Source organism: Sulfurovum sp. TSL6, assembly GCF_019972115.1.
Lineage (GTDB): Bacteria > Campylobacterota > Campylobacteria > Campylobacterales > Sulfurovaceae > Sulfurovum.
This window is the reverse complement of record NZ_BPFJ01000002.1, coordinates 207,362-226,233: the sequence shown is the minus strand read 5'-3', so window position 1 is coordinate 226,233 and position 18,872 is coordinate 207,362. Positions and strand designations below refer to the sequence as shown.

The window sequence follows — 18,872 nt, the reverse complement described above, 5'->3', positions numbered from 1 at the left end:
ACAATCACGGGATAATATAACAGGGGCGACCCTCATTAAGGTGTTATCGACTATGGATTTTAAAGACACACTCCTCCTCCCAAAAACAGATTTTCCAATGCGTGGGAATCTTCCAAACAATGAGCCTAAAAAGTATAATGCATGGTTTGATGCCGATATTTATGAACAGATGAAAGCAAAACGTGCAGATGCTGAAATGTTTACACTTCATGATGGACCTCCGTATGCCAACGGTGACATTCACATTGGACATGCACTGAACAAAGTACTCAAAGATATCATTTTAAAGTATAACTATTTCCAAGGGAAAGCGGTACGTATGACTCCGGGCTGGGACTGTCATGGTTTGCCTATCGAGCAGAAAGTTGAAGAGAAACTGGGCAAAAGCAAAAAAGAAGCGATGCCTACAGAGAAGTTTAGAGAACTTTGTCGTGCACATGCTGCGAAGTTTGTAGACATCCAAAGAGACGGATTTAAAGCTTTAGGTGTGATTGCAGATTGGGAAAACCCGTATGTAACGATGGATTTTAAATTTGAAGCAAATATCTATAGAACACTTTGTGAATTAGCACAAAAAGGTCTTTTGGTCGAAAGACATAAACCTATTTTCTGGTCATGGGCTGCAAGAACAGCACTTGCTGATGCAGAAGTAGAGTACGAAGATAAAGAAGATTACTCTATCTATGTACACTTTGAACTCAGTGATGCAGCCAAAGAGAAGTTAGGTATAGAAGGTAAAGCAGGTCTTGTGATCTGGACGACAACACCTTGGACACTACCTGCAAATACAGGTATCTCTCTTAATCCTGATGAGATGTATGTCTTGACTGATGATGGTCATATCGTAGCAGATGCACGTTACGAAGCGATGATAGAAGAGGGTGTGGTCTCTGGGCATTCAAGTAGAAAGATCGCTGCAACGGAGATGGAAAACCTTTTAGCTATTAACCCTGTAAATGGTCGTACATCTAAAGTGATCCTCGGTGAACACGTACTTATGGATGGTGGTACGGGTTGTGTACATACCGCTCCGGGACATGGTGAGGATGACTACAAAGTAGGACTGAAATATGGTCTTGAAGTCGTGATGCCTGTAGATGAGCGTGGATGTTATGATGAGAGTGTCAAAGGTTTAAATCTTCTTCCTAATGCAGATGAGTTTATCGGCATGCATATCTTTAAAGCCAATGAGCCTATCTTGGAGATCTTGGGTGATGCCTTGTTAAAAGAGAGTAAATTTGTTCACTCTTATCCACACTGCTGGAGAACGAAAAAACCGTTGATCTATAGAGCAACGAATCAGTGGTTCATCTCTATAGATGACACAGCTCAAGGTGCCAAAGATACACTGAGAGATACAGCACTTCATGCTATTGAAGGTGTGGACTTTTATCCTAAGACATCTAAGAACCGTCTCAAACCGATGATAGAAGGAAGACCTGACTGGTGTATTTCTCGTCAGCGTTCTTGGGGTGTTCCGATAGCATTTTTTAGAAATAAGAGTACCAAAGAAGTGATCTTTGATAAAAAGGTATTGGACCATGTAGCGACTCTTTTTGATGCACAGGGTGCAGATGCCTGGTACTCAATGAGTATCGAAGCGCTTCTTCCTGAGAACTCGGGTTATAACGCCGATGATCTGGAAAAGATCGATGATATCCTGGATGTATGGTTTGACTCAGGTTCGACTTGGAACTCGGTGATCAAAAGCGGTAATTATGATGCGGGTGAGTATCCGGCGTCTCTTTACATTGAAGGAAGTGACCAACACAGAGGCTGGTTCCAGTCTTCATTATTGCTTTCAGCAGCCGTGAATGAAGTTTCACCTTATAAAACACTGATCACTCACGGGTTTACTGTGGATGAGAAGGGCGAGAAGATGAGTAAGTCCAAAGGTAACGTTGTGGCACCGGACAAAGTCATCAAAGAGTATGGTTCAGAAATTCTCAGACTGTGGGTGGCACTTTCTGACTATCAGTCAGACTTGAAAATTTCTGACGGTATTTTGAAACAGACGGCTGAACAGTATAGAAAGATAAGAAATACGTTTAGATTCCTACTTGCGAATGTAGATGATCTTGAAACCTATGTGACCAATGATGCGTATGGAGAACTGGACAGATGGATACTTACGAAGGCAGCAGAGGTATTTGCATCGGTCAAAGCAAACTTTGATGCCTATGATTTCCTTAGAGGATTTGCAACATTGAACCACTTCATTACCAATGAGCTTTCAGGTATCTATATGGATATCACCAAAGACCGACTCTACTGTGAAGATAAAAATGATCCTGTCAGAAGAGCAACACAGTCCGCAATGGCACATATTGCCAAAGCGATGTTGGGACTCATAGCTCCAGTATTGACTTATACAGCCGATGAGATCCTGGAGTATGCACCGGCACTTTTCAAAGGTGATATGGAAAATGTATTTGACCTTGTGTATGTTGAAGTACCGGAAGTTGAAGCAAGTTTTGATGATAAGGTTCTTTTGGAAGCAAGAGTGAAATTCTCTGAAGCCGTAGATAAACTCAAAAAAGAGAAACTGATGAAGTCAACACTTGAAGTGGAGATCGCAGGGGATATGAGTGTATTTGAAATCAAAGACAGTAAAGACCTTGAAGACTGGTTTGTAGTTTCAGCGATGAAATCAAGCAGCGAGGGTGAACAAGTTGCTTCTTTTGAAGTGGATGGATCAACTTATACTGTACATAAGGCAACTGCTTCAAAATGCCCAAGATGTTGGAGATTTACTAGTAGCAGTGATGAGTGTGCCTGTGAGAGATGTGCGAATGTTGTCGGTAATGGAGATGTTGCCTAATGTTTGACATGTCTCAACCTATACAAATGGAAGTGATCATTGGTTCGATCATTTTTATCTTTGGATTGGTGGGTATAGGATTGGCAATGGTAGAATATTATAAAAGGAAAGGAAGCAAGTCGTGATAACACTGAAAGAAGCGTTAACAAAATCTCATGAAGAATTAGAAGAGATAAGAGCCCAACTTGAAGTAAAAGCCAAAGAGAGCGGACTGAATGCTTATGTAGGCTTTGAAAGTTCAGGTGAGGGCGTACCGATCCTTATTAAAGATAACATTCAAGTAAAAGACTGGTCTGTGACTTCTGGTTCTAAAATTCTTCAGGGATACATTGCACCTTATGAAGCTACGGCTATCACTAACCTTAAATCTCAAGGAATGATGGCATTCGGTAGAGCCAATATGGATGAGTTCGCAATGGGTTCAACCACTGAGAGCTCTTTTTACGGACCTACGAAGAACCCGCATGGTACAGACAGAGTACCCGGTGGATCTTCAGGAGGATCAGCTGCAGCTGTTGCCGGAGGTATCGCTATTGCTGCGCTGGGATCAGATACAGGTGGATCTATCAGACAGCCTGCAGCATACTGTGGTGTAGTGGGGATGAAACCTACCTATGGAAGAGTCAGTCGTTTTGGTCTGGCAGCTTATGCTTCTTCACTTGACCAGATAGGTCCTATCACACAGAATGTTGAAGATGCAGCGATCTTGTATGATGCGATCAAAGGGCATGATGAAAAAGATTCGACTTCAGCAGATTTTGAGATAGAAGATATTGCAAATAACATTGATGCTGATGCTAAACTGACGATTGCAGTGATAGACAACTACATTTCTGAAGCAGATGAAGATACACAAAAAGCCTATACGCAGACAGTCAAGGCACTTGAAGAAGCAGGACATACGATCGTACATAAAAATATGCAAAATACCAAGTATGATATCGCAACCTATTATATTTTGGCTACGGCAGAAGCGGCAACGAACCTTGCACGTTTTGACGGGGTACGTTATGGAACAAGAGCTGAATCAAAAAATATGGAAGAGCTTTTCTATAATACACGATCTGAAGGATTTGGAGAAGAGGTTAAAAGACGTATCTTACTGGGTAATTTTGTACTTTCATCAGGATATTATGATGCATATTATGTGAAAGCACAAAAAGTAAGACACCTTATCAGAGATGAGTTTAATGCTATTTTTGAAGAGGCAGACCTTATACTTTCACCCGTTGCACCGTCGGTTGCCCCAAAGATAGGTGCTTCTGAAGACCCGCTTGAAATGTACAAGAGTGATATGTACACGATAGCTATTAACCTTGCAGGACTTCCTGCAATTTCACTACCCGTTGCTAAAAATGATGAGGGTATGCCTATAGGGTTACAACTCATTGCTAAAGCATTTAACGAAAAAACACTTTTTGACGGTGCTGCAAGCATGGAAAAAGCTGTAACCTATATTAAATAAACGAAGGAAATAATATGAGAATTAAAAAAAGAGCATTAACATTTGAAGATGTATTACTAGTACCGCAACATTCAGTTGTGCTTCCTAAAGAAGTTTGTTTAAAAAGTAATTTGACTAAGCGTGTAACATTGAATACACCTATCGTTTCAGCAGCGATGGATACCGTAACTGAGTACAAAGCAGCGATCGCTATGGCACACCTGGGTGGTATCGGGATCATTCATAAAAATATGGATATAGAAACACAGGCAAAGCAGATCACGAAAGTAAAAAAGTCTGAGAGCGGTATTATCATCGATCCTATATTTATAGGTCCGGATAAAACTGTGGCAGATGCAGATGCTTTGATGGGTGAATATAAGATCTCAGGTGTACCGGTCGTAGATGATGATCTGAAACTTTTAGGGATTATCACAAACCGTGATATGCGTTTTATCACTGACATGAGTCTGTGTATTGCTGATGTGATGACCAAAGCGCCTTTGGTAACAGCAAAAGTAGGTATCACGCTTGAAGAAGCAGCACAAGTACTTCAGGCACATAAAATAGAAAAACTGCCTATCGTAGATGAAAATGGTGTACTTCAGGGGCTTGTTACCATTAAAGATATTGAGAAAAAAGAAAGATTCCCTAACGCGAACAAAGATGAGCATGGACGTTTAAGAGTCGGTGCAGCAATCGGTGTAGGTCAGCTTGATCGTGCCACTGCACTGGTAGAAGCAGGTGTGGATGTAATCGTACTTGACTCGGCACACGGGCATTCGCAAGGTATTATAGATACACTGAAACTCATCAAGAAAACACTTGATGTCGATGTGATCGCAGGAAATATTGCAACTGCAGCAGCTGCACAGGATCTTATAGATGCAGGTGCTGACGCAGTGAAAGTAGGTATCGGACCTGGATCAATCTGTACGACACGTGTCGTTGCAGGTGTGGGTGTACCTCAGATCTCTGCTATTGATGAAGTAGCAGAGGTAGCAAATAAAGCGGGTGTACCTGTAGTGGCTGATGGCGGTGTTAAATACTCTGGAGATCTTGCAAAAGCTTTAGCAGTAGGTGCAAGTTCTGTGATGTTGGGTTCTGCGCTTGCAGGTACCTATGAAGCCCCAGGCGATATGATACTCTTTAACGGAAGACAGTTTAAAGAGTATAGAGGTATGGGAAGTATCGGTGCGATGACCAAAGGAAGTACAGACCGTTACTTCCAGGAAGGTACAGCCGCAGACAAACTTGTACCAGAGGGGATTGAAGGACGTGTTCCCTACAGAGGACGTATCGCAGATGTTGTGCATCAAATGGTAGGTGGACTCCGTTCATCTATGGGATACTGTGGTTCAGAGTCGATCAAAGTATTCTGGGAAAAAGCAGAATTTGTTGAAATTACTTCTGCTGGACTTAGAGAGAGTCATGTACATGATGTGACGATCACCAAAGAATCTCCAAACTACTCTTCTTAAACATTCTCATCAAACTCCCCGTATGTGATACGGGGATTCCTTTCATTAGTAAATACGATATCTTTTCTTTCAATCAATCTTCTCTTCAAGCAAGCACAAGCTATAATTTACCTATATAATAAAATAAGGAATTGTGATGCACGAACAAACACTAGCCGTCCATGCAGGATATGAGAAAGATGCACAAGGGACTATGGCAGTACCTATCTATCAGAGTACAGCGTATGAGTTTAGAGATACGGAACATGCAGCAAACCTCTTTGCACTTAAAGAGTTGGGTAATATCTATTCAAGATTAATGAACCCGACTACAGATGTGTTTGAAAAACGTTTTGCGGCACTTGAAGGCGGTGTAGCTGCTATCGGGACTGCCTCTGGAATGTCGGCTATTTTTTATGCTATTGCGAATGTAGCAGAAGCCGGAGATAATATCATCGTTGCAAAACAAGTGTATGGTGGAACGACGACACTTACCGGGCATACGATCAAACGTTTTGGTATAGAGACACGTTACTTTGATGTAAGAAATCCCTCTGAGATAGAAGCATTGGTAGATGATAGAACGAAGATCATACTCTTTGAGAGTATTACAAATCCGAGTATCGATGTGGCTGATTTTGATGCTATCGTTGCTATCGCCGATAAACATAATATTTTAACTTGTGTAGACAATACGGTTGCAACCCCTATTTTATGTAAACCATTGGAACATGGTGTAGATATCGCGGTACACTCTGCAAGTAAATATACGACGGGTCAGGGACTGGCAATCGGTGGTGTCATCGTAGAACGTCACAATCTGGTAGAGAAGATCAAAGGAAATGCGCGTTACGCACACTTTAATGAGCCAGATGCAAGTTATCATGGGCTTGTATACTCTGATGTCCCACTACCACTATTTACACTTCGAACACGTTTATCGTTGCTTCGTGACCTGGGTGCTGCACCTTCACCTTTTAACTCTTGGTTATACATTCAGGGATTAGAGACATTACCACTTCGCATGAAACAGCATTCTGCGTCAGCATTGGCTATAGCAGAGTTCTTGGAAGCACATCCAAAGGTCAAAAAGGTAAATTACCCGGGTCTAAAGTCCAGTGCCCAAAACCCACTGGTTCAAAAGTACTTTAAAGAGGGGATGGCTAGTGGTCTTCTTTCCTTTGAAGTAGAGAGTAAAGAATTAGCACAAAGTATTGCAGATGCTACAGATATTTTTGCTGTGGTTGTAAATATTGGGGATTCTAAGTCGATCATCACGCATCCGGCAAGTACAACACACCAACAACTTTCAGCTAAAGAGCTTGAAGAGGCTGGTGTTCCTGGAGGGTTAGTGAGATTGAGTGTGGGTATAGAAGATACACAAGACCTTATCGATGATTTAGCAAAGGCCTTAGGTTAATAGATAGAATAAAAGCCCAAATTAGATAAAATACTACAAATAATATAATAATGGACATTGTGCTTGTATGTGACCCCGTCGCATGAGCCAAGAGTTGAGTTTATCGTTAGTGTATACCCTTGGGTATGCCATAGTGATAATGTAGATTTTGGCTGAGCTCAAAAAATGTCTTATAAATAAAAAAGCAGTCTATGGAAATCACAACTAAAACAGCACAGTTTAGCTCTCCTCTCTACTTAGAGAGTGGGCGTATCTTAGAACCGTATGAGATCGCCTATGAGACATACGGAGAGTTAAACGAAGACAAGTCTAATGTTATTTTAGTCTGTCATGCCCTGAGTGGTTCCCATCATGCAGCCGGGACCTATGAAGGTGAGCGAAAAGCCGGCTGGTGGGATGGATTGATTGGTGACGGTAAAGCGATTGATACCAGTAAATATTTTGTGATCTGTACCAATGTGATAGGTTCATGTTTCGGGTCGACAGGACCGATGAGCAACAATTACCCCAGTGAAGATCCTTATAGACTTCGATTTCCTGTAGTGACCGTTAAAGATATGGTACGTGCACAAATGCATCTTCTTTCTCAATTGGGTATCTACCATGTACGTGCTATAGTGGGTGGTTCTATGGGGGGTATGCAAGCACTTCAATTCGCAGTAGATTACCCGAACTTTTCAGATGATATCATTTCTCTTGCTGCTACGTACGCTACAAGACCCTGGACCATAGCATTCAACAAAGTGGCTGTAGAAGCGATACGTAGAGATCCGCGATTTAAACATGGAAACTATGAAAAAGGTGCCTTTCAGGAAGAGGGATTGGATGGATTAGCTATAGGACGTATCGCAGGACACATCTCTTACCTGTCACCAGACTCTATGGATAATAAGTTTGGACGTAATTATGTGAATAACGATGGACTTTTTGAACTCTTCGGACGTTATGAAGTTGAAAGATATATGGAGTACAATACCAATAACTTTTCACGTATATTTGATCCGCTTTCTTACCTATATATAGTAAAAGCGATCAATACCTTTAATTTAAGTCGTGGATATGACTCTTTGCATGAGGCTATTTTACGTATCAAAGCAAATGTGCATTTGATCAGTTTTTCAACTGATTATCTGTTTTTCCCTTGTGAGATGGAACATATTGCTAAGATGATGGAACGTAATGGACAGTCGCATACCTATTTAGAAGTTCAGAGTAATTATGGACATGATGCCTTTTTAGTAGAGTTAGATAAATTTGAAGACCATATTAAGGACGTATTACAATGAAAAATGAAACATTTGAAGAGAAACTCGCACATTCAAAAGAATTACTTGAAAAATTGATGAATCCGGAGATCACACTTGAAGAGTCAGTCAAGCTGTATGAAGAGGGTTTAAAAAATATCAAAGAGGCACAAACACTCATAGAAGAAGCCAAAACGAAAATCACAGTGATAGAACAGGCCAATCAAAATACTGGAGATACTCTGTAATGGCACAACTTGTTGTAGCAGCACTCCAATTACCAACATTGGGTATGAATGCAACAAGGCTAGAGTTTTATTTGAAGCAAGCCAAGCAAAGAAATGCAGAGGTAATGCTTCTTGGTGAGTATGTGCTGAATCATTTTTTTAAAGAGTTTGCCACAATGTCACCAAATATGGTGAAAGAACAGACACGTAAACATACAGAGCTTCTTAAACACCTTGCAGCAAAATATGATATTGTGTTTGTTGCACCTATCATTGTCACGAAAAAAGATGGATATCATAAAACCATTATGAAGATCACGCCTAAGACCACAAGATATTATGAACAGCAAATTCTTCTTCCTTATGCGCATTGGAATGAAAAAAAGTTTTTTGCCAATCCTATCAATGCACTTAAAGATCCTATGACTTTCAATATAAAAGGCTTCAAAGTGATGGTCATGGCTGGATTTGAACTTCATTTTGACCATTTCTGGCAAAGGGCAACTGAAAAAAAGATCGATCTTGTACTGCTCCCTACTGCTTCAACATTTGGATCTCATAACCGTTGGAGAGAGATCATCAAAACTAAAGCTTTTTTACACGGATGTTATATACTGAGGGCTAATCGTTTAGGTGAATACAGTGACAATGAAGTCAAATGGAAATTTTACGGTGATACGATGCTCGTATCACCAGAAGGTGAAATAGAGATGATGCTTGAAGATAAAGAGTCTATGCTGGTTGAGGTGATAGATAAAGCAGATGTGCTGGAACACAGAAAAGCATGGGCATTTGAGAAAGAGTTGCAGTTAAGAATGCAGTAGTGCTTTCTTGTCAAGAGAAACAGTTTGATAAAAATGTATAAAAAGGATTTGATATGACACCAGAACAATACTTTAACAGACAGATACAATTATGGGGTGAGGCTACACAAAAGGCGCTTCAAAATAAAAAGATAGCAATCATCGGTTCTGGCGGTTTAGGATCTACTTTAGCGATGGCACTCGGTACTTCAGGTATAGGTGAGATACATATGGTGGATTTCGATACAGTTTCCAATCATAACATCCATAGACAAATAGCATTTACACTCAATGATGAAGGAAAAAACAAAGCCAAAGCTGTAGCCACACTGATAGAGTCTAAAAATCCTTTTGTCAAAGCACTTGCTTTTGATATGGATTTTGATGCATTCAAAGCGTTGGGAAACACGTATGATCTCATACTTGATGCTACAGATAATCTTCCTGTAAGAGGGGAGATAGATAAACATGCCAAAGAGACAAATACACCTTGGATATATGCAAGTGTTGAAGAGTTTAACGGGCAGGTTTGTTTCTTTGATCAAGCAAATTTTCAAGTTTTTAATATTTCTGACCACAAACCCGGCGGTATTACTGCACCTATCGTGATGCATATCGGATCTTTGCAGGCAAATTTGGCATTACGCTATCTTGCCGGGCTTTCTGTGACAAAAGATAAACTCTATTATCTTTATTTTAATGATGAAGGTGAATTAATGACACAAAAATTTGGTATGCCAGAGGCGTAAATCTAAAACAAATAGTGCTAAAATATGATAAAGAATAAAGGATCACTATGAAAATGAAATTAAAAATATTCCTTTTATCTGGAATGATTTTGTTCTTTGCCGGATGTACACAAGAGACTCAGAACAGTTTGAGTCGTTCACTGCAAAACTGGACGGGTACCAATGGTGTACTTGATATCTATGCAGGTGATAAACTGGTACATAAATTTATCAAAATAGATAAACTTTCAACAGCATATGGAAGCAGTGACAGTAAGCAAAGACCTTATCGTTACGGCTATGGAGTTGATGATTTAAACTTTAACGGTAAAAAAGATGAGGGAGAGAAGAAAGTCTATTTTGAATTTTCTGACTATTCAACATCGTATGTATTTTATGAAAGAAATTAAGGAGGACAAGTAAATGAAATTTATTTCGACAGAAGAAGCACCCGCAGCAATAGGACCATATTCACAAGCAGTTGTAGCAAAGGGGTTGATCTATACTTCAGGACAGATCGCACTCACACCAGAAGGTGTCATGGCTGCAGATGATGTAGAGAATCAAACACATCAAGTTATGAAGAACCTTTTTTATGTACTTGAAGCATCAGGTGCACACTTCAATGATGTGATCAAAACAACGATTTTCTTGGCAGATATGAATGACTTCGAAAAAGTCAATGCGATCTATGCACATTATTTTGGTACACATAAGCCAGTACGTAGTACGGTTGCTGTGAAAACACTTCCAAAAAATGCACTGGTTGAGATAGATTGTATCGCACTTGCCGGAGCGGATTATACATATTAAAGACAAAAGTAGAGAATACTTGAGGAAAGTGGTTTAGTTTAAAAAAATATTAAAACAAGTTTGGGTATAATCACGAACTTTTTAAAAAACAATAGATACAAAGGGTTTGCAATGTACGCAATCATTAAAGCAAGTGGCCAACAATTTAAAGTTCAAGAGGGTGATATCATCTGTTTTGACAACATGAATCTTGAGCCAAAAGCAGCGGTAGAATTTAAAGAAGTTCTAGCCGTAGACAACGGTGAATTAACTGTAGGAGCTCCTTTCGTAGAGGGTGCTGTAGTTAAAGGTGAAGTGATCAATGAAGGTAGAGATAAAAAAGTTATCATCTACAAAAAAAGAAGAAGAAAAGATTCAAAACTTAAAAGAGGTTTCAGAAGAAGCTTTACAAGAGTTAGAATTACTAAAATAGCATAAGGAGCTCAGATGGCACACAAGAAAGGACAAGGGTCCACTCAAAATAACCGTGATTCAGCTGGACGTCGTTTAGGCGTTAAAAAATTTGGTGGTGAAACAGTTATCCCAGGTAACATTATCATCAGACAAAGAGGAACAAAAGTACATCCAGGTAATGGTGTAGGAATGGGTAAAGACCATACTATATTTGCACTTGTAGAAGGTGTAGTGAAGTTTGACAACAAATCTGCTACTCAAAAGAAAGTTTCAGTAGTACCTGCATAATCCCTTTATAAGTCCGACAAGTTCGGGCTTATTTTTCCTCATTTTTTTCATCTTCAACAATTAATAAATGTTTACATCTATTACGGCCCAAGAACCAGCCATTATTATAGTTTTGATCATTATTAAAGAGTGTATGTGATTTTGTATACGTACCTTTAGATGTAGTACACCCATCTGCAATACCTTGTTGATAGTTTGTAGGTAAGTTTTTACCAAAATAGACACCGCTATGATAATATCCATTTTGATACACAGGTTCTTTCCCATGGCCACAGCCAGTTAAATAGAATAATGTACCACTTATGACTAATAATGATACAGGTTTTCGAGGAAACATAACTTCACCTTTTAGATCAAATATAAAAATTATAGCGATTCTTCCCCTAATTTAGGTATAATTTCGTAATTCATATACTATGGTTATATACGTTAGGGTATATACCATAGTTTTTTTCATAAGAGTAAAGGTTATAAATGTTTGTAGATAGTGTAGAACTAACAATTAGTTCTGGTAAAGGTGGTGCAGGTGCCATCTCTTTTTGGACAGAGAAGTTTGTCTCTAAAGGTGGTCCTGATGGTGGTGATGGTGGTCGTGGAGGTTCTGTATATTTTAAAGTAGATAATAATACAGATACACTCTCCGGACTTCGTGGCCGTAACCACATTAAAGCAGAAAATGGTCGTCCTGGAGAAGGGCGCAAGTGTTATGGTCGTAAAGGACACGATACGACCATAACGGTGCCTCCTGGTACGACAGTTGTCGATATAGAGACAGGTGAAGAGCTGCTTGACCTGGTCAATGAAGGTGATGTTGTTCTCTTCATTGAAGGGGGAAAAGGTGGTTTGGGAAATATGCACTTTAAGAGTTCAAGTAACCAAAGGCCAACGTATGCACAGCCAGGACTGCCAGGGATAACCAAGCATGTAAGACTTGAAATGAAACTCATTGCAGATGTTGGTTTAGTGGGATATCCAAATGTAGGAAAATCTACACTTATCTCTACGCTTTCCAATGCAAGACCCCAAGTGGCCAACTATGAGTTCACCACTTTGACACCGAAACTCGGTGTCGTACATATGGGTGATTATGATTCTTTTATGATGGCAGATATACCTGGTATTATCGAAGGTGCGAGTGACGGTAGAGGCTTGGGATTAGAATTTTTGAAGCATATTGAAAGAACAAAAACATTGCTTCTTATGATCGATGCGGCAAATTACAGAGAGATGAAGTATCAGTATGAGACGCTTCTGGTTGAGTTAAAACGTTACTCTGAAACACTCGCCACACGAAAGCATGCGATCGCCATTACCAAAATTGATTCACTTTCACAAGATGAAGTGAATGCTTTGACAGAAACATTCTTAGCGGATATAGGTTTGGAAGCGAATGGTACATTATATAAATATAAAGCAGATACAAACTATCTAAGTTATGGATTTAAGACAGATTTTGGTGTACTATTACCAGAAGAGAAACCATTTTTTGTACTTCCTATCTCATCTGTAGCACATTTAAATACTGAAGCATTACGTTATGCTATTGGTGATTTTGTCAAAATGGTTAAAGCAGAACAAGAAGCTGAGTAAGTGGGGCTTATGAAAAGAGTTGTGATTAAAGTCGGTTCACATGTGATAACGGAAAATGGCAGTATTGCCAAACCACGTATGTTGGCATTGGTTCAATTGATAGCAGAATTAAAAACACATCACTATGAAGTTATCTTAGTGAGTTCAGGTGCGGTATCTGCAGGATATACACAGTTGCCATTGGATAGAAGTATTGTGGCCAATAAACAGGCACTTGCAGCTATCGGACAGCCCTATTTACTCAAAATGTATCAGGAAAAGTTTGCAAGATTTAATTTACTCTGTTCGCAGGTACTTTTGAGTGCAGATGTTTTTAAGTTTAAAGAGCATGTAGATCATGCCAAAAATGCCATAGACACACTCCTGGAAAATAATGTAGTACCCATTATCAACGAGAATGACACCGTGAGTATTGAAGAGCTTGTTTTTGGTGATAATGACAGACTCTCTGCACATGTGGCACATTATTTTGATGCCTCGCTGTTGGTCATACTTTCTGATATAGATGCATTCTATGACAAAGATCCAAACAAATATGACGATGCCAAACGCAGAGCAGTGGTCCATACGATAGAAGAGGACGAACTTAACGCAGAACATACACCCAACAATGAGTTTGCTACTGGAGGTATCGTAACGAAACTTCAATCTGCAGATTTTTTAATGAGACAGGGTAGAGAGATGTTTTTGGCAAGTGGGTTTGATCTTAAGGATGTGAGCGCTTTTCTTATAAAAGAGGAACATAAAGGCGGCACACTGTTTAAAGCCTTATAGCATTTAATTTACACATAAGAAGTATAGAATGAAATACAAAATAGTCTACATGGGTACACCCCATTACGCAAAAGAGATCTTAGATACACTGATTCAGGCTGATGATATGGAAGTGTCGTTGGTTCTCACACAACCAGACCGTCCTGTAGGACGTAAGAAAGTTTTGACTGCACCTCCAGTAAAAGAATTAGCATTACAACATGGTATCCCTGTCTTGCAGCCTCATCGTTTAAGTGATGAAGGTATCGAAGATGCTATCAAAGAGTTGAAACCTGATTTTATAGTGGTGGCAGCATTTGGGCAGATCTTGCCTAAAAGTATCTTGGATATTGCACCTTGCATTAACTTACATGCTTCACTCTTACCCCAGTATAGAGGTGCTTCTCCTGTACAACAATCTTTACTGAACGGCGATAAAAAAACAGGTGTTACTTCCATGCTGATGGAAGAGGGGTTAGATACGGGTCCTATGCTTGAAAAAATAGAGTTTGTCATACCAGCAGATATGCGTCTTCATGCTCTGATGGCACAATTGACTTTGGATGCATGTACACTGACACTCAGTACCATTAGAAATTATGAGAATATCACACCTCAAATGCAAAATGAAGCTGAGGCAACACTTTGTAAAAAGATCAAAAAGAGTGATGGAGAAATAGATTTTGAAGATGCCGGTCTGATCTATAATAAATACCGCGCGTTTGAAGGTTGGCCGGGAATTTTTACGACAAATGGTACAAAATTGGATGGAGTGAATCTCATAGATACAACATCTGATAATAGAGTGTTAGAGATCCTTTCCTTTGATGAAGAGAGTGTAGTGGTCGGATGTAGAAAAGGAGCATTGAAGATAGCCACCTTGCAACCTGCATCTAAAAAAGCGATGTCTGCAAAAGCATATTGCGTAGGAAGGGGGCTGAAAGTTGGAGATACTCTACTTTAATACGCTTCCCTCTACACAAAAGTATCTTCTGGAACAATTAAAGAAGAAAAAGCTGCAAACCCCTGTAGCAGTTATTGCAAATCAGCAAGATGCCGGTATCGGGAGTCGCGACAATACTTGGTCGGGGGGAGAAGGAAATTTTTTTGCTTCTATTGCACTAGATCTCGATACACTTCCTGAAGATTTATCACTTGGCTCTGCTTCTATCTATTTTTCTTTTATCATGAAACAGACACTTGAGGCACTTGATGAAAATATTTGGTTAAAGTGGCCCAATGATTTCTATTTAAATGATGAAAAAATAGGCGGAACAATTACCCAAAAATTAAATAATACGCTAATATGTGGAATGGGGATTAATTTAAAAGATTCTCAAAATGGCTATAGAGCCTTGGAATGCGATATTTCAGCCCAAAATCTATTAGAAAAGTATCTTGAGAAATTTGAAAAACTTCCAAAATGGAAGCAAATCTTTAGAGAGTATGAGATAGAATTTGAGCAAAGTAGAAAGTTTTCAGTGCATATTGAAAACGATAAAAAGAGCCTCGCAGATGCGACTTTATGTGAAGATGGCTCTTTAATTATAGAGGGGAAGAGGGTGTTTAGTTTACGATGAGCGAAATAATTAGCATTGCCAACCAAAAAGGTGGCGTAGGAAAAACAACAACAGCAGTAAATTTGGCAGCCTCTTTGGCTGAAAAAGGAAAGAAAGTCTTACTTCTTGACATTGATCCGCAGTCCAATGCAACAACAAGTTTAGGCTTTAGTAGAGGTGATTATGAATATAATATCTATCATGTACTTATCGGAAGTAAAAAGATTTCAGAAGTTATCCTTAAAACAGAAGTTAAAAATCTTCAACTTGTGCCTTCTAACATTGGTTTGGTAGGTATAGAAAAAGAGTTTTATAATCCTAAGGCAAAAAATAGAGAGTTGTTTCTTAAAGGAAAACTTCAAGAAGTTGTTTCAAAATTTGATTTTATTATTATAGATTCACCTCCGGCATTGGGGCCTATTACCATTAATGCTTTGAGTGCATCTGATTCTGTGATTATACCTATTCAGTGTGAGTTTTTCGCATTGGAAGGATTGGCACAGCTGCTCAATACTGTAGGTCTTTTGAAAAAAACGATCAATCCAAAACTCAAGATCAAAGGTTTTTTACCTACGATGTATTCAGGTCAAAATAACCTTTCTAAACAGGTACTTGCTGATTTGAGTCATCATTTTAAAGATAAACTTTTTCACATTAAAAAAGGGAAACAGTGTATCGTTGTACCACGAAATGTAAAGATCGCAGAGAGTCCAAGTTTTGGTAAACCAGTGACTTCATATGCTGCAAGTTCAAAAGGTTCTGTAGCCTATAGAGACCTTGCAACAGTCATAGCAAGAGGTTAGGTATGGCATTAGGCAGAGGACTGGGAGAGATCCTTTCGGAAGTAGAAGAGGCTTATGAAAAAGATTTAAGCGATATTGATAGTTTTGAGCTTGAATCACAAGGGGCTAGGGTAGAGGAAATAGCTGTTAATCGTATTGCTGCAAACCCTTTTCAACCACGTAAACATTTTGATGAGCAAGCCCTCAAAGAGTTAAGCCAGTCTATTGCAGAGCATGGACTGCTTCAGCCTATCGTTGTTATAGAAAAAGAAGATGGGTATCTTCTTATCGCCGGTGAACGTCGTCTTAGAGCACATAAACTTGCAAAAATCACCAAGATAAAAGCAATTATTGCGAATGTAGATATCGATGAAGTCAGACTCCGTGAGCTTGCACTTATCGAAAATATACAAAGAGAAAACCTCAATGCTATTGAACTTGCAAACTCTTATGCAGAATTGATAGAAGTCCATAATATCACACATGATGACCTCTCTTCTATTGTGCACAAAAGCCGTTCACAGATCACCAATACAATGCGTCTTCTAAGCCTCTCTCCTTATGTTCAGGAACAACTTGTTGAAGGAAAGATATCACAGGGACATGCAAAGGTTCTGGTCGGACTTGATGAAAAGAAACAAAAAATTGTGATAGATAGTGTGATAGGTCAGAAACTCAGTGTACGTGATACAGAAAATATGGTGAAGAATCATAAAGGAGATGTGTCTGCAAATGTACCCAAAAAAGAAAAATCAACGCTATTGGAAAAATATACTGATATGTTAGCAGAACTTTTACCTTTTAAGTATAAGCTCAAAGCAAAAAGTATTGAAATCAGTTTTGATAACGAAAAAGAAGTTGAAGACTTTTTAACTCAGTTTCATGCACTGAATACGAAGAAATAATACTTTTTGAAACAAATCTACAAATAAAATCTATAATTCCTCTTTATATTTAAAATACTCTTAGATTTTAATCATATCCTCATGACAATAATGTTAAAATAACGCGAAATTACATGAGGAGTTTTAATGCTTGACATACATTTACCATTGATGTTGTTCGTATTGGCTTTGTTCCTAACCCTACTTGTTCTTTTAAATAATATGCTATTTCAGCCATTGGTGAAATTTATGGATGACAGAGATCACTCTATAGCAAAAGATTTAGAAGCTGCAAAAGGTCTTAGTGGTAACAGCGACGAACTAAATGCAAAGGCAGATGAAATTATTAGCAATGCTAAAAATGAAGCTGCGGGAATCAGACAGAAAGCAATTGATGATGAAAAAACATTGGCTGCAAGTAAAATTGAGACCAAACAAAATGAATTAGAAACTGAGTATAACAAATTCGTAGAAAAGCTAAACTCTGACAAAGAGAACCTTAAAAACTCTCTTCTTTCTCAAATGCCTCTTTTTAAAGAGAGCCTAAAAGCTAAATTTAGCAAATTAATAAGAAGGGATGAATATGAAAAAAATAGTACTATTGTCTTTGCTTATGGTACCTGCAATTCTTTTGGCTAGTACTGATGCTGAATCAAGCCGTTACTTTGCTCAAACTGGTAGAGAATCAGACTTTTGGCCAAGAGTAGTTAACTTTACAATCTTTGCAGCTTTGCTTTACTATTTGATCGCCAACCCGATCAAAAACTTCTTTAAAGGTAGAAGTGAAGGTATTGCAATGCAGTTAAATGAGATTGAAAAGAAACTTCAAGCAGCCAAAGATGAGAAAAAAGAAGCACAGAATCGTTTAGATGAAAGCAAAAAGAGAGCAGAAGAAATTCTTGCTGATGCAAAAGCAGAAGCTACGCTCTTAGCAGAAAAGATCGCAAATGCAAATCAAAATGACTTGGCTCTTTTAGATAAGCAACTTGAAGAGAAAATATCTCTAGAAGAGAGAAGATCAGCAAGAGAAGCAATCGATGAGATATTAAGTGAGAATATCACTGCAGATGACATCATGTTAGATGAAGCTAAAGTTGTTGAAATTATTTCTAAGAAGGTGGCGTAATGGAAGAGTTAATTGCTAAAAGATATGCAAAAGCACTTTCTTCGGTATCTAAAGACCTCCCAGGTATTTTAGAAGTACTTAATGTACTTAGTGAAGTTGTAAGCAGTGCAGAGATCAAGTCCACATTGACATCTCCGATCATTTCAAGTGAAAATAAGACAGCAATGATCTTATCTGCATTTAGTGATAAAGATGTAACACTTGTAAACTTCATTAAGATTTTAGGTGAAAACGGAAGATTGGATCTTATACCTGCTATTACAAAAGTATTGAATTCAGATCAGCAAAGGGTTTCAAATGAGTATGAAGGTGTATTGAAAAGCACATCATCACTTGATGAAGGGGTATTGGCTGATCTTGAAGAGACACTTAAAAAGTATACAGGTTCAACGATTAAATTGACACAAGAAAAGAGTGACCTTGAAGGGCTACGCGTTTCAGTGGATGATTTGGGTATAGAGGTAAACTTCTCTAAGCAGAGAGTTAAAGAACAATTAATTGATTTCATTAAGAAATCTTTGTAGTTATCTAATAGAA

At 38.8% G+C, this 18,872-nt stretch carries 23 protein-coding genes; 22 read left to right on the top strand and 1 reads right to left on the bottom strand.

What is annotated here, in order from left to right:
- Positions 1-52: 52 nt before the first annotated feature.
- From ileS to rpmA, 13 genes are all read left to right on the top strand, one after another.
- Positions 53-2,821 carry an isoleucine--tRNA ligase gene (gene ileS, locus LDM93_RS06105; RefSeq protein ID WP_223891308.1) on the top strand — a complete coding sequence of 923 codons (2,769 nt, stop codon included), beginning with the start codon at positions 53-55 and terminating at the stop codon, positions 2,819-2,821.
- On the top strand, positions 2,821-2,946 hold the full coding sequence (locus tag LDM93_RS11340; protein WP_255586210.1) for a hypothetical protein: 126 nt from the start codon (positions 2,821-2,823) through the stop codon (positions 2,944-2,946). The genes ileS and LDM93_RS11340 overlap by 1 nt, the downstream gene beginning before the upstream one ends.
- Positions 2,943-4,286 (top strand): Asp-tRNA(Asn)/Glu-tRNA(Gln) amidotransferase subunit GatA, encoded by a 1,344-nt coding sequence (gene gatA / locus LDM93_RS06100; RefSeq protein WP_223891303.1) that lies wholly within the window; start codon positions 2,943-2,945, stop codon positions 4,284-4,286. The genes LDM93_RS11340 and gatA overlap by 4 nt, the downstream gene beginning before the upstream one ends.
- A 14-nt stretch (positions 4,287-4,300) precedes the next feature.
- Positions 4,301-5,746 carry an IMP dehydrogenase gene (guaB, locus tag LDM93_RS06095; RefSeq protein WP_223891300.1) on the top strand — a complete coding sequence of 482 codons (1,446 nt, stop codon included), beginning with the start codon at positions 4,301-4,303 and terminating at the stop codon, positions 5,744-5,746.
- 136 nt (positions 5,747-5,882) lie between these two features.
- Positions 5,883-7,145: an O-acetylhomoserine aminocarboxypropyltransferase/cysteine synthase family protein gene (locus LDM93_RS06090; RefSeq protein WP_223891298.1), complete on the top strand. Its 1,263-nt coding sequence runs from the start codon at positions 5,883-5,885 to the stop codon at positions 7,143-7,145.
- A gap of 191 nt (positions 7,146-7,336) precedes the next feature.
- Positions 7,337-8,431 (top strand): homoserine O-acetyltransferase, encoded by a 1,095-nt coding sequence (locus LDM93_RS06085; protein ID WP_223891296.1) that lies wholly within the window; start codon positions 7,337-7,339, stop codon positions 8,429-8,431.
- Positions 8,428-8,637 carry an exodeoxyribonuclease VII small subunit gene (xseB, locus tag LDM93_RS06080; protein ID WP_223891295.1) on the top strand — a complete coding sequence of 70 codons (210 nt, stop codon included), beginning with the start codon at positions 8,428-8,430 and terminating at the stop codon, positions 8,635-8,637. The genes LDM93_RS06085 and xseB overlap by 4 nt, the downstream gene beginning before the upstream one ends.
- Positions 8,637-9,440: a carbon-nitrogen hydrolase family protein gene (locus LDM93_RS06075; RefSeq protein WP_223891294.1), complete on the top strand. Its 804-nt coding sequence runs from the start codon at positions 8,637-8,639 to the stop codon at positions 9,438-9,440. Before xseB ends, LDM93_RS06075 begins: the two co-directional genes overlap by 1 nt.
- A 53-nt stretch (positions 9,441-9,493) precedes the next feature.
- On the top strand, positions 9,494-10,168 hold the full coding sequence (locus tag LDM93_RS06070) for a ThiF family adenylyltransferase (RefSeq protein ID WP_223891293.1): 675 nt from the start codon (positions 9,494-9,496) through the stop codon (positions 10,166-10,168).
- Positions 10,169-10,215: 47 nt separating this feature from the next.
- On the top strand, positions 10,216-10,557 hold the full coding sequence (locus LDM93_RS06065) for a hypothetical protein (protein WP_308440693.1): 342 nt from the start codon (positions 10,216-10,218) through the stop codon (positions 10,555-10,557).
- Between the two features lie 13 nt (positions 10,558-10,570).
- Positions 10,571-10,960: a RidA family protein gene (locus LDM93_RS06060; RefSeq protein WP_223891292.1), complete on the top strand. Its 390-nt coding sequence runs from the start codon at positions 10,571-10,573 to the stop codon at positions 10,958-10,960.
- A gap of 111 nt (positions 10,961-11,071) precedes the next feature.
- Positions 11,072-11,377, top strand: coding sequence for a 50S ribosomal protein L21 (gene rplU / locus LDM93_RS06055; RefSeq protein ID WP_223891290.1), 306 nt, complete (start codon positions 11,072-11,074; stop codon positions 11,375-11,377).
- 9 nt (positions 11,378-11,386) lie between these two features.
- Entirely contained in the window at positions 11,387-11,641 is a 255-nt protein-coding gene (gene rpmA, locus LDM93_RS06050) for a 50S ribosomal protein L27 (RefSeq protein ID WP_223891288.1), read from the top strand.
- 28 nt (positions 11,642-11,669) lie between these two features.
- On the opposite strand, the gene LDM93_RS06045 is transcribed toward rpmA, so the two are convergent.
- Positions 11,670-11,978, bottom strand: a complete 309-nt coding sequence (locus LDM93_RS06045) for a hypothetical protein (RefSeq protein WP_223891287.1) — start codon at positions 11,976-11,978, stop codon at positions 11,670-11,672.
- Between the two features lie 137 nt (positions 11,979-12,115).
- Here LDM93_RS06045 and obgE point away from each other — a divergent pair, with 137 nt between their 5' ends.
- The 9 genes from obgE to LDM93_RS06000 all read left to right on the top strand — a co-directional run bounded on the left by obgE (position 12,116) and on the right by LDM93_RS06000 (position 18,859).
- Entirely contained in the window at positions 12,116-13,231 is a 1,116-nt protein-coding gene (gene obgE / locus LDM93_RS06040; protein ID WP_223891286.1) for a GTPase ObgE, read from the top strand.
- A gap of 9 nt (positions 13,232-13,240) precedes the next feature.
- Positions 13,241-14,005 (top strand): glutamate 5-kinase, encoded by a 765-nt coding sequence (gene proB / locus LDM93_RS06035; protein ID WP_223891285.1) that lies wholly within the window; start codon positions 13,241-13,243, stop codon positions 14,003-14,005.
- 28 nt (positions 14,006-14,033) lie between these two features.
- The gene (gene fmt / locus LDM93_RS06030) at positions 14,034-14,948 is read left to right on the top strand and encodes a methionyl-tRNA formyltransferase (RefSeq protein WP_223891284.1); all 915 of its coding nucleotides are present in this window, start codon (positions 14,034-14,036) and stop codon (positions 14,946-14,948) included.
- Positions 14,929-15,564, top strand: coding sequence for a biotin--[acetyl-CoA-carboxylase] ligase (locus LDM93_RS06025; protein ID WP_223891283.1), 636 nt, complete (start codon positions 14,929-14,931; stop codon positions 15,562-15,564). Before fmt ends, LDM93_RS06025 begins: the two co-directional genes overlap by 20 nt.
- Positions 15,561-16,346, top strand: coding sequence for a ParA family protein (locus tag LDM93_RS06020; RefSeq protein ID WP_223891282.1), 786 nt, complete (start codon positions 15,561-15,563; stop codon positions 16,344-16,346). Before LDM93_RS06025 ends, LDM93_RS06020 begins: the two co-directional genes overlap by 4 nt.
- Before the next feature lie 2 nt (positions 16,347-16,348).
- The gene (locus LDM93_RS06015; protein ID WP_223891280.1) at positions 16,349-17,230 is read left to right on the top strand and encodes a ParB/RepB/Spo0J family partition protein; all 882 of its coding nucleotides are present in this window, start codon (positions 16,349-16,351) and stop codon (positions 17,228-17,230) included.
- A 126-nt stretch (positions 17,231-17,356) separates the two neighbouring features.
- Positions 17,357-17,848 (top strand): F0F1 ATP synthase subunit B', encoded by a 492-nt coding sequence (locus LDM93_RS06010; protein ID WP_223891278.1) that lies wholly within the window; start codon positions 17,357-17,359, stop codon positions 17,846-17,848.
- Positions 17,793-18,335, top strand: coding sequence for a F0F1 ATP synthase subunit B (locus LDM93_RS06005; RefSeq protein WP_223891277.1), 543 nt, complete (start codon positions 17,793-17,795; stop codon positions 18,333-18,335). The genes LDM93_RS06010 and LDM93_RS06005 overlap by 56 nt, the downstream gene beginning before the upstream one ends.
- A complete protein-coding gene (locus tag LDM93_RS06000; protein ID WP_223891275.1) occupies positions 18,335-18,859 on the top strand; it encodes a F0F1 ATP synthase subunit delta in 525 nt (174 codons plus the stop codon). Before LDM93_RS06005 ends, LDM93_RS06000 begins: the two co-directional genes overlap by 1 nt.
- Positions 18,860-18,872: the final 13 nt, after the last annotated feature.

Excerpts from the sequence above, each read along its gene's own strand:
- ileS (WP_223891308.1), top strand. The coding sequence starts at position 53 with ATGGATTTTAAAGACACACTCCTCCTCCCAAAAACAGATTTTCCAATG.
- LDM93_RS11340 (WP_255586210.1), top strand. The coding sequence starts at position 2,821 with ATGTTTGACATGTCTCAACCTATACAAATGGAAGTGATCATTGGTTCG.
- guaB (WP_223891300.1), top strand. The coding sequence starts at position 4,301 with ATGAGAATTAAAAAAAGAGCATTAACATTTGAAGATGTATTACTAGTA.
- LDM93_RS06090 (WP_223891298.1), top strand. The coding sequence starts at position 5,883 with ATGCACGAACAAACACTAGCCGTCCATGCAGGATATGAGAAAGATGCA.
- LDM93_RS06085 (WP_223891296.1), top strand. The coding sequence starts at position 7,337 with ATGGAAATCACAACTAAAACAGCACAGTTTAGCTCTCCTCTCTACTTA.
- xseB (WP_223891295.1), top strand. The coding sequence starts at position 8,428 with ATGAAAAATGAAACATTTGAAGAGAAACTCGCACATTCAAAAGAATTA.
- LDM93_RS06075 (WP_223891294.1), top strand. The coding sequence starts at position 8,637 with ATGGCACAACTTGTTGTAGCAGCACTCCAATTACCAACATTGGGTATG.
- LDM93_RS06070 (WP_223891293.1), top strand. The coding sequence starts at position 9,494 with ATGACACCAGAACAATACTTTAACAGACAGATACAATTATGGGGTGAG.
- LDM93_RS06065 (WP_308440693.1), top strand. The coding sequence starts at position 10,216 with ATGAAAATGAAATTAAAAATATTCCTTTTATCTGGAATGATTTTGTTC.
- LDM93_RS06060 (WP_223891292.1), top strand. The coding sequence starts at position 10,571 with ATGAAATTTATTTCGACAGAAGAAGCACCCGCAGCAATAGGACCATAT.
- rplU (WP_223891290.1), top strand. The coding sequence starts at position 11,072 with ATGTACGCAATCATTAAAGCAAGTGGCCAACAATTTAAAGTTCAAGAG.
- rpmA (WP_223891288.1), top strand. The coding sequence starts at position 11,387 with ATGGCACACAAGAAAGGACAAGGGTCCACTCAAAATAACCGTGATTCA.
- LDM93_RS06045 (WP_223891287.1), bottom strand. The coding sequence starts at position 11,978 with ATGTTTCCTCGAAAACCTGTATCATTATTAGTCATAAGTGGTACATTA.
- obgE (WP_223891286.1), top strand. The coding sequence starts at position 12,116 with ATGTTTGTAGATAGTGTAGAACTAACAATTAGTTCTGGTAAAGGTGGT.
- proB (WP_223891285.1), top strand. The coding sequence starts at position 13,241 with ATGAAAAGAGTTGTGATTAAAGTCGGTTCACATGTGATAACGGAAAAT.
- fmt (WP_223891284.1), top strand. The coding sequence starts at position 14,034 with ATGAAATACAAAATAGTCTACATGGGTACACCCCATTACGCAAAAGAG.
- LDM93_RS06020 (WP_223891282.1), top strand. The coding sequence starts at position 15,561 with ATGAGCGAAATAATTAGCATTGCCAACCAAAAAGGTGGCGTAGGAAAA.
- LDM93_RS06015 (WP_223891280.1), top strand. The coding sequence starts at position 16,349 with ATGGCATTAGGCAGAGGACTGGGAGAGATCCTTTCGGAAGTAGAAGAG.
- LDM93_RS06010 (WP_223891278.1), top strand. The coding sequence starts at position 17,357 with ATGCTTGACATACATTTACCATTGATGTTGTTCGTATTGGCTTTGTTC.
- LDM93_RS06005 (WP_223891277.1), top strand. The coding sequence starts at position 17,793 with ATGAAAAAAATAGTACTATTGTCTTTGCTTATGGTACCTGCAATTCTT.
- LDM93_RS06000 (WP_223891275.1), top strand. The coding sequence starts at position 18,335 with ATGGAAGAGTTAATTGCTAAAAGATATGCAAAAGCACTTTCTTCGGTA.